The following is a 13,395-nucleotide window of genomic DNA, read 5'->3' on the forward strand; positions in this document are numbered from 1 at the left end:
CTATAGGAATATTCTTACAAAATATCAGATAAATTGTACTTACCGCGCGACTCACGGCTAAAAACGACAAAAAAAACCGCCATTCTGAAGGGCAAATTTTTTTCTTAACTGGATCTAATTTTGTTGAAATACTCTCTGGAAAAGCGGTTCCAGAGCGAACCAACAAAGCAGGATGCTGTTTTACAGCGAATAACCCATAAAAAAAGCGGCCTGATGGCCGCTATCGCAGTGGATATAACTAAAAAGGGATGGTTTTTAAAACTTAAGCAAACAGAATGGATTGCAGTTCATGCAGTGAACTGACCTGCCAGTCCGGGGTGATCGCTTCAGGTTTTTCTCTGCCGTCCGCGTTCAGCCAACAGGTTTTCAGCCCGGCGTTAATCCCGCCCAGAATATCTGAATCAGGATTGTCGCCGACCATCAGCACCCGCTCGCGCGGCGGATGCGCCATTTTTTCCAGCGCATAGTTAAAAATCGCCGGATGCGGTTTGGCGTGGCCCACCTGCTCTGAGATCACCAGCAGATCGAAATAGTCGCGGAAGCCGGTGCGCTGCAGGCGCACCTGTTGCAGTGCGGTAAAGCCGTTGGTGATGATGCCCATCTTCACTTTGCCTTTCAGGGCGTTCATCAGATTGACCGCGCCTTCCAGCGGCACGCACACCTCGCCCATAGCGGAAAGAAAGCCGCTGTTCAGCGCGTCCGGCGTCACGTTCAGCCTCTCCGCCCAGCCGCTAAAACGCTGATGCTGTAGCTGCAACGCGGTAATGGCGCCGTTTTGATACTCCACCCACAGCGGTTTATTCACCGCCTGATATTCGTGATAGTCCGCCGTAGTGAAATCGACATTGTACTCTTTGAACAGCCGCTGCAAGCCGGCAAACGCATCGAAGTGAAACAGCGTGTCGTCAGCGTCAAAAAGGATCCAGTCCCAGTTTTCCAGCATAGTTTTCTCCTGTTACGGCACTTCAGGGCGCCCCGCGCGCCAGCGTTTACAAGCTAAGCGCCATAATCAGGGCATCTTCCCTGCCGTGATGTGCCGGATAATAGTTACGGCGCACCGATACTTCATTGAAACCTGTCTGCTCATAGAGCGCGATCGCCGCCTGATTAGAGGCGCGCACTTCCAGCCACAACGTGAAAATATCACGCTGCTGTAGCTGTTCGATCAGATGATTAAGCAGCTTTTTGCCCAGGCCGCGGCGCTGATATGCCGGATCGACGGCGATATTGAACAGCGTCGCTTCGTCCAGCACCCACTGGGTGATGGCGAAACCGGCCATCTGGCCGTCAACGTCCAGACGGTAGTTGAGATAACGTTCGCCCTGATTGCTGGCGAAGGTCGCCTCCGTCCAGGGGAAAGCGTGGCTGCGCCGCTCAATGGCGAGCGCCTGCGGAAGATCATTCGGAGTGAGTAAAGAAATCGGCATCATATTCACAAATTTGTCGCCAGAGCGCGCGTTTCGCGTCGGCGTCAAAATAGAGCGCCTCAAGCGGCGGCGTGGAGAGTTGCGGACCCGGCAGCGATACCGGCGCGTCGGTGCCCAGCCGCCAGCTGGCGCAGGGCCGATCGTCAGGCAGCATGGCGAGCTGTTCCGGCGTAATGCTCAGCGTCTGTTGCGGCGCTATCGCCATCGCGCGCAGCACATCGTTGACCAGCGGGTCCCCGGCGGCGGGCGGGATATCCGCCACGATCAGCAGACGGGTGTCCGGCGGCAGCGTGATGGCGATCTCGCCCTGCAACGCGCGCGGACGCCGCAGCTTATACTGCGTAATGCCCATTTGCTGTAGTAGCCAGTCACGTCTGGATGACATAGATATTCCCGTTACGCCCTTATAATGCGCCGCTATGCTAGCAAACCCATCGAACATGCGCCAACAAACCACTATACTCTGCGCTCTGATTTCTGAGGAGTTACCTGATGTCTGCTTTTACCCCGGCGAGTGAAGTGATCCTGCGCCACAGTGATGAATGGCAAGCGCGCCGCGTGCTGTTTGCCGGTGATTTGCAGGATGACCTGCCCGCCCAGCTGGAAACGCAACTGAGCCGTGTTCATACGCAATATTACCATCACTGGCAATCATTAAGCCGCAGCATGGGCGACCGCGCGCAGTTTGGCCTGGTGGCGACGGCGGACGCGGTAGCGGAATGCGATACCCTGATCTACTACTGGCCGAAAAACAAGCCGGAAGCGCAGTTCCAGCTGCAAAATCTGCTGTCGCTGCTGCCGGTCGGCAGCGATATTTTCGTGATTGGCGAAAACCGCAGCGGCGTGCGCAGCGCCGAAGGCATGCTGGAGGCGTGGGCGACGCTGGACAAAATCGACAGCGCGCGTCGCTGCGGTCTTTATCATGGCCGACTGACGCAGCAGCCGACGTTCGATGCCGACGCGTTCTGGGATGAATATCAGATCGACGACTGCACGATCAAAACGCTGCCTGGCGTTTTCAGCCGTGATGGTCTCGACGGCGGCAGCGCCCTGCTGCTCTCAACCTTTACGCCGCATACCAAAGGCAAAGTGCTGGATATCGGCTGCGGCGCGGGCGTGCTGGCGACGCTACTGGCGCATCATTCGCCGAAGGTGCGCCTGTGGCTGACTGACGTCGACGCCGCCGCGCTGGCGGCCAGCAAAGCGACGCTGGCGGCGAATCAGCTGGAGGGCGAAGTCTTCGCCAGCAACGTCTATTCCGACGTGACCGGCCGTTTCGATATGATCATCTCCAACCCGCCGTTTCATGAAGGCATGCAGACCAGCCTTGAGGCGGCGCGCACCCTGATCCGCGGCGCGGCGCAGCATTTGAATACCGGCGGCGAGCTGCGGCTGGTGGCGAACGCCTTCCTGCCCTACCCGCAGGTGCTGGACGAAACCTTCGGTCAGCACGAGGTATTGGCGCAAACCGGTCGTTTTAAAGTTTATCGTGCCGTCTGGGGACGCGCCGCTCGCGCTCGCTAAGCGCTAACGCGGCGATTAAATCGCCACTTCCCGGGGAGGTGCTGTTTTTTACAGCAATCGCAACAGAGTCGAGAAATATCTGTTGACGTCCCCGGTAAAAATCTCCAGAATTCGCCTCCGTGGTTGCAGTGCTGTAAAGCATTGCCGGAATGCGAAGGTGGCGGAATTGGTAGACGCGCTAGCTTCAGGTGTTAGTGTCTTAACGGACGTGAGGGTTCAAGTCCCTCTCTTCGCACCAATATTGTCGCCCTCGGTAGTTCTTCCGCATTATCCTTTTTTCTCTCTTTTTCTTCCTGCGCTATCCGTGCTGTTCGCATTACGTTGCTTCCGCTTTACGGCTTTGGCTCGTTTCACTGGACCCGTGCATTCATCAACCACGCCAGCTTGCGTGACGATGATTTTCGCAGGCCGCCCTGCTTCCTTGTTGCCGTCGCCGTCATACGCGTTTTTTCAGCCCCTGTTTCCTTACAGGCCACCGGCGTTCACAGAAACCGCCGCCAGCACGCTCGCCAGCGCAATGCAGGAAGGCAGCAAGATATAGCGACGCAGCCGATGATGGATCAGCATGATCAGCGTTAACAGCAGCGCGGCGACTAATAGCCAGCGCCATTCGTTAAAGGTGAGATGAATGGACGCCACCACCGGCATCAGCGCGCCTGGCAGAATCACGCCCCATGCGCTTCGCAGCCGTTTCCCCATTGCCCAGCTTACGCTCCACAGCCCGCAGGCCGCCATAATCGCCATCAGCATATCCGTCGCACCAAATGATAATGATTACCAATAGCATATGATAATTTTTATCATTTTGCACCTTTCTTGTGTTGAATCTTTGTACACAAGGATGACAGACCAGTTATAAAGTGGTAGATTGCCAGGATTATTCTTATTCCCATAAGCATATAATAACAGCTCAAAATCATTTCCAGAGTAACTTCTTTTACTGTGGCAATGGCGCTTTGATTTTTCAGGGCCGTCCCGAGTGATAACAATGAAATTACAGACCTATGAAGAATTGCTTCACAGCAAATATCGCCTTTCGTTGATGCTTTTTCTTTTTCTCAACATGGCGACATCACTTTTTTTTATGTTACCGATAAATAAAGGTGAGAATTTGACATTCTCGTTGCCGGCAACGCTTATTGTTACGCTGAGTTTATTTCTGCTGGCCGTCGCCTTGCTTAAGCCTGTAACAAGGAAACCGATATTATCCGTTACGGCTTTAATTATGGGCATATTATGGGCCTGGCTGATATTGCATAAAAATGCACTGATCTTTTATTTCGACGGCAGTTTTCTTTTAATCAGCCTGATGACCATCTTCTTTATCAGCGCCATCTCACTGAATGAACATTTGCTGGCGTTCAGCCTGCATATCATTCCGCCTTCGCTGATGGTGCTGGTGCTGGATCGCGGCCAGCATTCGCTTACCCTGCTGTTCACCATTGCGCTGCCGCTGCTCGGCTTCACCTTGCAAAGCCTGATGCAGCGCCGCAGCGATCACTTTACGCGTCGGCTGCTGTTCCAGCTGTATGAGGAGAAGCAGACCTTCAGCGATCTCAGCATGCTCGATCCGCTGACCGGCCTTTACAACCGGCGCGGCCTGAAAAACCGGCTGGAAAATATCCTTGAGAACCATGCCGGCAGCCATTTCGTCATGCTGTTGGATATTGATAATTTCAAAGCCTATAACGATAACTACGGTCACGCCATGGGCGATCAGGCGCTGGCGCGGGTCTCAGCGGCGATAAGAGATGCGGTGCGTTCGCGCGACGTGGTGACGCGCTACGGCGGCGAGGAATTTCTGGTATTAATGACCAACGTTAACGCTGCTATCGCTATGCGGCTGGCCGAACGTATCCGTCAGCATGTGCTGGACCTGGAAATTCCCCACCGTTTTAACGATCGGGTTTCTACGCACGTCACCATCAGCGCGGGTATTGCGCCAATATTTGAAGAAGATGCGGAACAGGCGATCGCTAATGCCGACCGGGCATTATATGTGGCCAAGAACCGGGGCAGAAATACCATTCTTTCCTGGGAAGAACTTTGCGAAACAAATCGATTAACGCAGCCGGCCGATTTAATGCAATGATGAAAAGGCGATTCACAATATAAATATTCAGCCGCTATTAATAATGATACTTAATTCAAATTTGTTCGGGCTTACTGTTTTACCGTAACGCCTTAGCGATAACCGAGCAGATTAATGCAGCCGCGCTGGCTAACCGGCGCGATTTTTTTATTAATTCTTTCTGAATACGCCTCTTTTTTGTGACTCGCCCGTCAATAAAAAGTTAGCTAATCCTGAGTCTGCGCAGGGTTATTTGATTTTCCGTGCCGACCTTGTTCAACCTTTGCTCTGCCGCTTGCCACCCTTTTTCTTCCTGGATACAATCAAGAACGATTATCATTTGTTTTCTTATCACCATTCAGCAGTCGTTCACACAGGAAGCCCTATGGCTATTGTTACGCGTCAGGCTTATGAATACGGTTCCTCTCCGGTCATCTTTATGCAGAGCGATACGTCGCTCACTACTGCGCTGCACAGCCTGTTCAGCGAGCATCGCGCCTGGTTCCTGGACTTCCTGCGCTTTACCAGTCCTGACGCAGCGGCGCCTGCCGATACGTTAACGCAGCCGGCGTGGTCGCAAAGCGCGCACTTTACGCCGCTGCTGGCGCGCTACGCTGATGAGATCTACCGTAACTATCCTGAGATGACGCGTGAAGCAAAGCCGCTGCAATCGCTGTGGGCGCAGTGGTATTTTGGCCTGATCGTACCGCCGATGATGCTGGCGCTGGTGATGGAAACGCGCGCGCTGGACTGTTCGCTGCGCCATTTCCATCTGCAATTTCATGAAAGCGGCCGCCCGGATAAATTCTGGATCGACGCGCACGAAGATGAAGAGGCGCGTTACCTGAATGCGCACCAGCGTATCGACCGCATGATCCAGCGCCACCTTATTCCGGCGGTGGAAGGCATCGAGCAGCATGGCGACATCAACGCCAAATTAATCTGGAACAATAACGGCTACCTGATGCACTGGTTCCTTGGCGAAATGAAAAGCTGGGTGGATGAAGCGACGCTGCTGACGCTGGAACACGCACTGTTCTTCTCACGTCATCTGCTGGACGGCAGCGACAACCCACTTTACCGCACCGTTATCCCGCGCGACGGTGCCATGCAGCGTCGCAGTTGTTGTCAGCGCTATCGACTGCCTGCGATTGACCGCTGCGGCGACTGCACCCTCAAGCCTGTTTAATTTCTCTCCAGCGGCGGCGCCTCACCGCCGCATAACATTTACAGATTCCGCCGGTTATGGCAGCTTTATCACCTTCGTTTCTTGTGGAGAGCAGCATGAGCCTGGAGTCTGTACGGCAGTTTTTTGCCGAGCGCGCCCCTGAAATCGCCATTATCGAACTGAATCAGAGTACGGCGACCGTCGATCTTGCCGCCAAAGCGCATGGCGTCGTTCCGGGACAAATCGCTAAAACCCTGTCGCTGAAAGTCAAAGATAGGGTCATTCTGATCGTTACCGGCGGCGATCTGCGGCTGGACAATCGCAAATTAAAAGAGACGCTGGGCGCTAAAGCCCGCATGCTGACCACCGACGAGGTGCTGAACTGGACCGGCCATCCGCCCGGCGGCGTCTGTCCGTTTGGCCTGGAGCATCCCCTGCCGGTTTATTGCGATATTTCTCTGAAGCGCTTCAGCGAAGTGCTGCCAGCGGCGGGCGCGACTCACAGCGCGGTGCGCATCTCGCCGGAACAGATGGCGGCGTTAACCGATGCCGAATGGGTCGACGTCTGCCAGTAAGCGCGCGGAACCTTTCACGGCGGGCGACGACGATAACGCCCGCCGCTACGCGCCGTCGGAACGGGCGCATCGCGCGCCTCAGGCCCACCTCAGCGAAACAGCCCGAACACCCTGTCTGCTTTCCCTTCTGTAAAAAAATTATTTCTCTCCCTGCGCTTCGCGTACAATTATGTCGTCATTTTTTAACAGGGTGATTCGTGTCGCTGATCCATTTTGCCGTAGCCCGCAGCCGCCTGCCCGCCTGGCTGGCGTTACTGGCTATGCTGCTACTGTTTATCGCACCGGTGATTTCCAAATCGCTGATGGCGCAGCGTGGCTATGGGGAAGCGATGATGCACCACGCCTCCGGCATGATGATGATGCACGGCGAGATGATGATGCACGACGCTTCCGGGATGATGCCACATGAGGATACCGCGCTAACGCAACACGATGCGCAGCCGATGCCGCCCTCTTCCGCCAAAACGCAGCACGCCGCTTCATCACTGCCAAAACATCACCCGATGTCGATGATGGACGATAGCGCCTGCGGCTACTGCGTATTGCTGATCCATCTGTCGATTGATTCCGTTCGCCTGCCTGAACTCTGGACGCTGTTGCAGGCAGCGATCCCTGCCGCGCCTCTCCAGCTACAGCCTTTTGTCGCCAGCTGGACGCCTCTCTGGTTCCGTCCGCGCGGGCCGCCGGTTAACGCCTTCTCTGTCGTTTAACCCAGCCCATTTTTTATCGCCCGCACGCGGGCAAAGGAACCATCATGTCGGAAAAAATCGTGCCGACGGCATCGGCACACGCTGAAAAAGCGCAAAGCAGGCAGGCATTCTTACAGCTGATGCGTCGTCTGCATTTCTCTGTCGGCCTGTTTATCGGCCCCTTTATCTTTGTCGCCGCGCTGACCGGCGTGCTCTATGTACTGACGCCGCAGCTGGAGCACTCTCTCTATGCGCAGCAGCTGACTACCGATGCGTCCGGCCCGGCGCAGCCGCTCTCCGCGCAGGTCGACGCCGCGCTGCATTATGTTGGCGAAGATGCCGCTATCGCCGCCGTGCGCCCCGCGCCGACGGCAACCGATACCACGCGGGTGATGTTTCGTTTCGCCAACAGCGCGCCGTCGGAAAGCCGCGCGGTATTCGTCGACCCGATTACGTTGCAAATCCGCGGCGACCTGACGGTCTACGGCACCAGCGGCATTCTGCCGCTGCGCACCACTATCGATTACCTCCATCGCAGCCTGCTGTTGGGCGATATCGGACGCAACTACAGCGAGCTGGCCGCCAGCTGGCTGTGGGTGGCCGCACTGGGCGGCGTGCTGCTCTGGGCGACGCAGCGCGCGCCGAAGCGCGCCGGACGCAACAGCGCATCGCGCACGGGGCGTCTGTTAAGGCTGCGCGCGCTGCACGGCACGCTGGGCGTGGCGCTGCTGATCGGCCTGCTGTTTTTCTCCGCCACCGGCCTGACCTGGTCGCGCTGGGCGGGCGACAACATCAACGCCATGCGCAGCCATTTCGGCTGGCTGACGCCCGCGGTCAACACGCAGCTCGACGGCGCGATGCCGCCGATGATGATGGATGAACATGCGGAGCATCACGGTCATATGATGCATCATGCGCCCGACGCGCCGCTCAGCCCAAGCCAGTTTGATAGCGTGCTGGCCGCCGCGCGCGCCAGCGGCATCGATGCCGCGAAGCTGGAGATCCGACCCGCCGCCCAGGCGGACCGGGCGTGGATCGTCAGCGAAATCGATCGCCGCTGGCCGACGCAGGTCGACAGCGTAGCGGTCAACCCGCACACCTTTCAGGTGACGGATAAGGTGGAATTCGCGCAGTTCGGCCTGCTGGCGAAGCTGACGCGCTGGGGCGTGGATGCGCATATGGGCATTCTTTTCGGCCTGGCGAACCAGCTGGTGCTGGCCTTTTTCGGCCTGGCGCTCTGCGTGCTAATCGCGCTGGGCTATCGCCTTTGGTGGCTGCGCCGTCCCGCTCAGCCGCGCCACCATCCGGCGGAGACGCTGATTCAGGCCTGGCGAGGCATGAGCCTCAGCCTGCGCTTTCTGTTGTCGGTAGTAACGGTGGCGCTGGCCGTTAGCCTGCCGCTAATGGGCATCAGCCTGGTCTGCTTCCTGCTGATCGACATCTGGCGCTGGCGACAGGCGCAGCGCGCCTGATAAGCACGGGCCGACGCGATGTCGGCCCGTTTTCGTTGATAAATACCCTCTTCGGCACCGTTCAGCGCGCCGCGGTCACCGCCTCATGCAGATTCAGGCGCTGCCAGAAGTTCTGTTCCCCGTCGCCGCCAGAAAGCGGATAGCCGTCCGCCAGCGCGCTTTTCGCCATCAGCGCTCGCCGCTGCGCGACGCTCAGCTGCGGCAGCACCGGCTCCAGCAGCACCTCCGCTCCTTTCGGCACGTTAAACGGGGCCTTCGCCGCCGCCTGCCGCGGCAGCTGGTAAGTCATGGTAAAGCGATAAAAGTCCTTCATCGCCGGATCGCGGTAAGGATCGTCCTGCGTCGGGCTTTGCGCGCACTGCGCTATACTGCCGCCGCACTCGCGCGCCAGAGCGCTGCGCAGCTCGCCTTTCGCCTCGTCAAACAGCTTGCGCCAGGCGGGATCGTTCATATCGTGCGCCACGTTGCGCTCGGCAATCATGCGCGATCCGATCACGTCCAGCGGATAATGCACGCCCAGCACCACGCGCGAATAGCCGTAGCGCGCGCCGCGATCGATTAGCGGCACGAAACGCTCCGGCAGCATCTCCGCCAGCAGCAGCGCATCGGTGTAGCCGGTATTGGTATGCCCGCTGGGGAAGGCGCCGCCGCTGGCGCCGTAAGGCTTGCCGTCTTTTACCACCACGTCGTCCGGCACCTGATGGATCTGATTGCCCGGCTGCAGGAAGGGACGCGGATAGTGAAAATAATCCTTTGCGGCGGAGGTGCTGATTTCGCTGGCTTTAATTAGTGCGGCGGCCTTCGCCAGCTCGCCCTTATCGTAAGCGGTTAAAAACGCCTGGCCCAGCTTCGGCCCCAGCGCATCGGCGAGAAAATAGAGATAGCCGATACCTTCCGCATCGGCCAGCGCCTGCTGGCGTTCGCCGCGGGTCGCGTCGCGGTTAATGCGTGTAACGGTCGCCATGCTTTGCGCTTTAACCGCCGCCGGCAGCGTATTAAAGGATTCAAGCAGGGCGATATCCGCCTGCTGCTGCTGTTTCACCGCAAAGTCATAACCGCTCGCTTTCAACCAGGCTTTATCCGCCTGCGGCGCGCCCTGCTTCGCCTTTTCCAGCGCATCGCGCGTGAGCTGCGGCTGCGATCCCTGTAGCGTCTGACGCAGCGCCTGTAAGCTGCGCGCCTCCAGCTGCGTAAAGGCCTGACTATCGCTGGCGGGCGTGGTGGCGTCGACAATCGCGGAAATGCGATCGAAGTCGGCGGCGGAGGCGGTGCCGCACAGTAGCAGGAGGCTAAGCAAAGTCGGTTTCATCACGTTCTTTTCCTTGTTAATAAAACTTATCGCCGTCAGCCTGAATCGGCGCGATGACAGTTTGATGACAGGAAAAGTTTTGTAAAACTTCTGTGGAGAGCGGGCAGAACGGAAATGACGTCTTGCCCGGAAAATCAGAAATGCCCGTTAGTTCTTGAGGATTTCATTGTGATAAAGCCCCGGATGAATAGCGCAGAAACAGAGAATTAAAAAATACGCCGTTGAATCGTCCGTAATCACTACTATTTTATCGAGTATACCTCCTGATTTTGGGCAGCCGGGTCCGCTTTCCGCTAATTGCGGTTTCTCCCCATTAAAGTAACTGCCTTTTTCTATAAAAGAACGCTCGACCTGGAAAGCTCTCTCTCTTCATCCGCTCCTGAACCTTTCAGGTATTGGATCATCCATCGCAGACGCCACAGAAAAGTCACGCCGCCCTGTAGCTGGTTTCGCCTCTGAGCCTCTTTCAAGGCCTGCTGAGCCTGTAGCGGGAGAACGAAACCAGTCTGCTCTGCGTCAGAAGCGGAGTCTTGTCAGTTGTCAGTGAGAAAGTATTTCAGCAGAATAAGACCGCCCTTACCTATTCCTTCGGATTTGGGTTTAAGGCGAATTTGTTAAGTGCATGCTTAACACAAGCGTCTTCAGGTGCTGAAAGAAATATCTCTGTGGTGGGGTTAATCCCAGACTTCAGTCCCCTGAACCTGATGCTGGCTCATGGAGAGAGTGACAAATGAATACCCTTTCGTACCCCCGTTTACTATTAGCAACCACAGGTGGGCTTGGCTGCATATTTGCTTTCTTTGCGTGGCATAACACAATCAACCAAAGTACTTTCCTTGCCCGAAAAACGCTGCATATGCTGCTTGTCGCGGGACTCATCCTCGGTTTGTGCCTTTCTTTTTGCATTAAAAAACGGGATAAGGATAAGCGTATCCACGGCATTATGAGCAATATTAAGCTCTATGCGGGGTCAGTTCTGATTGTTGCCATCTTTAGCTATATCCTGCTCAGCACCGTTGTCTGGCTGCTTCCTGGTACAACGAGTACTTATACTGCCACCAGTGAGTATTCTGCACGCAGCCGTAACGACTGTTCTGGCGCTTACGTTGACGATCCGGACCTGAAAAGACGCATAAAAGTGTGCGAACCGGCGGGCGATTACTTTGATGGCGGCACTCTTCGCGTCACTAAACGTAGCAATGCGCTGGGCATGACGGTTGTGCATGCAGTCATAAAGTATTGAATCTGGCCCCGGCAGGATTTACCGACTCATAAAGCAAAGGAAGCTTTCGCGACGTGGCGCTGCTGCCGGTTAAAACGCCTGCGCTACCGCCCGGCCTCTGGCTGTCGCTGCTGCGCCTGCTCTGGTTCTGCGGCTACGGCGGCTCGGTAGAGTCGTTCCGTCACGCCCGCCGTCGCGCGGCGCAGGCCGCCAGCCAGCTGATCGCGCTCAGCGAGCGCGGCGCTGTGCTGCTGGCCGGACACGGCATTACGAATAAGCTGATTGCGCGCGAACTGCGTCGTCAGGGCTGGCTGGCGGAAAAACACGCCAGCAGCCGTTACTGGAGCACGGCGGTGTATCACCGCGCCTTTCTCTGACGCGACGCGTTAGCGGAACACATTCACCGCGTCGACCAGCAGACGCGCCTGATCCTTCATGCGCGCCGACGCCTGCGCGCCCTCCTCCACCAGCGAAGCATTGTGGTGGGTAATGCGATCCAGCTCCTCCACCGCCTTGCCAACTTCGCTCAGGCCAGTGCCCTGTTCGCGGGTGGCGGTACTGATCTGCTGCAACAGATCGGTGACGTTCTGCACCTTTTCCACGATATCGGCGATGGTTTGCCCCGCCTGATGCACCTGACCAGCGCCGGACTCCACTTTCAGCACGCTCGCTTCGATCAGATGGCGGATCTCGCTGGCGGCGCTGGCGCTGCGTTTCGCCAGATTGCGCACCTCGCCCGCCACCACCGCGAAGCCTTTGCCCTGCTCGCCCGCGCGCGCCGCTTCCACCGCCGCGTTCAGCGCCAGGATATTCGTCTGGAAGGCGATGCTGTCGATCAGACCGGTAATAGAAGCGATCTGTTTTGAACTGGCGGCGATCTCATCCATAGTGCCGACCACATTCTGCATCACTTCGCCGCCGTGCACCGCCGCGTTGCTGGCGGTAATTGACCAGGTATTCGCCTGGCCGGTGCTTTCCGCGTTGCTGTTGACCGTGGTAGTCATCTGATTCATGGTGGCCGCCGTCTGCTGCACGCTGGCCGCCGTCTGCTCGGTATGACTGGCGATCTTCTCGTTGCCCTGCGCCAGCTCGTCGCTTGCCTGATGGACGCTCATCACCTGATCGCGCACGTCATTGACCAGCCAGCGGAACATCAACCCAAGCTGCCCGACGGCGCGCAGCGTCATGCCCACTTCGTCGGCGCGGTCAAGATGGTCGACCTTCTGCGAAGCGCCGCTCGCCACGTCCAGCGCCTGGCGGCACACTTTCTCCATCGGCCGGGCGATCTGCCACTCCAGCCAGCCGGTCGTCAGTAGCGCCATCATCAGCGAAAGGCCAGTAAACGCCGCCAGCGCTCCGCCCTGTAAGCCGACCGCCAGCGCGCTGAGCGCGACGCCTAACCAGCAGAAGCCGACGCCGCTGCGAATACGCCAGCGCAGCGGCAGCGTTTTCAGCCACGACAGCGGGCTGAGCAGGCCGCTGCGCACCAGCAGCCCTTTATTCAGCCGCCAGCCGCGCAGCTTGCCTTCGCGCATCTGCTGATAAAGCGTCTCTGCCGCGGCGATTTCCTGCGGCTCCGGCTTGATGCGCACCGACATATAGCCGGCAATCTCGCCGTTGCGGATCACCGGCACTACGTTGGCGCGCACCCAGTAGTGGTCGCCGTTCTTACGGCGGTTTTTCACCAATCCGGTCCAGGGCAGCCCCTGCTTCAGCGTCGCCCACATATCGGCGAAGGCGGCCTTCGGCATATCGGGATGGCGCACCAGATTATGTGGCTGACCGTGAATTTCGCTGCGCTCATAGCCGCTGACCTCGACGAAGTCCTGATTAGCGTAGGTAATGTAACTTTGCGCATCCGTGGTAGTCATCAGCGTGGTGTCATCGTCGAGCTGACAGGCCTGCTGCGTAACGTGGGGCTGATTAGTCATATGACGA

At 57.4% G+C, this 13,395-nt stretch carries 13 protein-coding genes, 1 tRNA gene and 1 pseudogene; 9 read left to right on the forward strand and 6 right to left on the reverse strand.

Going from position 1 to position 13,395, the window contains the following annotated elements; all coding sequences use genetic code 11:
- Positions 1–262 precede the first annotated feature (262 nt).
- The 3 genes from yjjG to MYY08_RS05335 are packed head-to-tail and all read right to left on the reverse strand — an operon-like array spanning position 263 to position 1,812.
- On the reverse strand, positions 263–943 hold the full coding sequence (gene yjjG / locus MYY08_RS05325) for a pyrimidine 5'-nucleotidase (RefSeq protein ID WP_038628523.1): 681 nt from the start codon (positions 941–943) through the stop codon (positions 263–265).
- A 46-nt stretch (positions 944–989) separates the two neighbouring features.
- A complete protein-coding gene (gene rimI / locus MYY08_RS05330; RefSeq protein WP_038628525.1) occupies positions 990–1,430 on the reverse strand; it encodes a ribosomal protein S18-alanine N-acetyltransferase in 441 nt (146 codons plus the stop codon).
- Entirely contained in the window at positions 1,399–1,812 is a 414-nt protein-coding gene (locus tag MYY08_RS05335) for a DNA polymerase III subunit psi (RefSeq protein WP_038628527.1), read from the reverse strand. The genes rimI and MYY08_RS05335 overlap by 32 nt, the downstream gene beginning before the upstream one ends.
- A gap of 107 nt (positions 1,813–1,919) precedes the next feature.
- Here MYY08_RS05335 and rsmC point away from each other — a divergent pair, with 107 nt between their 5' ends.
- Together rsmC and MYY08_RS05345 are read left to right on the forward strand one after the other, a co-directional pair.
- Positions 1,920–2,951 (forward strand): 16S rRNA (guanine(1207)-N(2))-methyltransferase RsmC, encoded by a 1,032-nt coding sequence (gene rsmC, locus MYY08_RS05340; RefSeq protein ID WP_038628529.1) that lies wholly within the window; start codon positions 1,920–1,922, stop codon positions 2,949–2,951.
- 151 nt (positions 2,952–3,102) lie between these two features.
- A tRNA-Leu gene (locus MYY08_RS05345) sits at positions 3,103–3,189 on the forward strand.
- A 227-nt stretch (positions 3,190–3,416) separates the two neighbouring features.
- Here MYY08_RS05345 and MYY08_RS05350 read toward each other — a convergent pair.
- Positions 3,417–3,701, reverse strand: a complete 285-nt coding sequence (locus MYY08_RS05350) for a DUF1435 family protein (RefSeq protein ID WP_288013666.1) — start codon at positions 3,699–3,701, stop codon at positions 3,417–3,419.
- Positions 3,702–3,939: 238 nt separating this feature from the next.
- On the opposite strand from MYY08_RS05350, the gene MYY08_RS05355 reads away from it, so the two are divergent.
- The 5 genes from MYY08_RS05355 (at position 3,940) to MYY08_RS05375 (ending at position 8,926) form a co-directional block, all read left to right on the forward strand.
- Positions 3,940–5,043: a GGDEF domain-containing protein gene (locus MYY08_RS05355; protein ID WP_038628533.1), complete on the forward strand. Its 1,104-nt coding sequence runs from the start codon at positions 3,940–3,942 to the stop codon at positions 5,041–5,043.
- A 364-nt stretch (positions 5,044–5,407) separates the two neighbouring features.
- A complete protein-coding gene (fhuF, locus tag MYY08_RS05360; protein ID WP_145055520.1) occupies positions 5,408–6,211 on the forward strand; it encodes a siderophore-iron reductase FhuF in 804 nt (267 codons plus the stop codon).
- A gap of 95 nt (positions 6,212–6,306) precedes the next feature.
- The gene (locus MYY08_RS05365) at positions 6,307–6,765 is read left to right on the forward strand and encodes a YbaK/EbsC family protein (protein ID WP_038628537.1); all 459 of its coding nucleotides are present in this window, start codon (positions 6,307–6,309) and stop codon (positions 6,763–6,765) included.
- A 197-nt stretch (positions 6,766–6,962) separates the two neighbouring features.
- Positions 6,963–7,475 (forward strand): DUF2946 family protein, encoded by a 513-nt coding sequence (locus tag MYY08_RS05370; RefSeq protein ID WP_288013673.1) that lies wholly within the window; start codon positions 6,963–6,965, stop codon positions 7,473–7,475.
- Positions 7,476–7,519: 44 nt separating this feature from the next.
- The gene (locus MYY08_RS05375; protein WP_104951417.1) at positions 7,520–8,926 is read left to right on the forward strand and encodes a PepSY-associated TM helix domain-containing protein; all 1,407 of its coding nucleotides are present in this window, start codon (positions 7,520–7,522) and stop codon (positions 8,924–8,926) included.
- 61 nt (positions 8,927–8,987) lie between these two features.
- Here the strand turns inward: MYY08_RS05375 and MYY08_RS05380 are convergent, their stop codons facing one another.
- Positions 8,988–10,235: an acid phosphatase gene (locus MYY08_RS05380; protein ID WP_288013724.1), complete on the reverse strand. Its 1,248-nt coding sequence runs from the start codon at positions 10,233–10,235 to the stop codon at positions 8,988–8,990.
- 730 nt (positions 10,236–10,965) lie between these two features.
- Here MYY08_RS05380 and MYY08_RS05385 point away from each other — a divergent pair.
- Both MYY08_RS05385 and MYY08_RS05390 read left to right on the forward strand, forming a co-directional pair.
- Positions 10,966–11,478: a hypothetical protein gene (locus MYY08_RS05385; protein ID WP_038628545.1), complete on the forward strand. Its 513-nt coding sequence runs from the start codon at positions 10,966–10,968 to the stop codon at positions 11,476–11,478.
- Between the two features lie 77 nt (positions 11,479–11,555).
- Positions 11,556–11,834 (forward strand): annotated as a pseudogene (locus MYY08_RS05390) (histidine phosphatase family protein); the annotation flags it as partial.
- Between the two features lie 9 nt (positions 11,835–11,843).
- On the opposite strand, the gene MYY08_RS05395 reads toward MYY08_RS05390, so the two are convergent.
- Entirely contained in the window at positions 11,844–13,388 is a 1,545-nt protein-coding gene (locus MYY08_RS05395; RefSeq protein WP_084971344.1) for a methyl-accepting chemotaxis protein, read from the reverse strand.
- Positions 13,389–13,395 lie beyond the last annotated feature (7 nt).

Origin of the sequence: Mixta sp. (genome assembly GCF_024610815.1) — a bacterium.
Taxonomy (GTDB): domain Bacteria; phylum Pseudomonadota; class Gammaproteobacteria; order Enterobacterales; family Enterobacteriaceae; genus Mixta; species Mixta calida.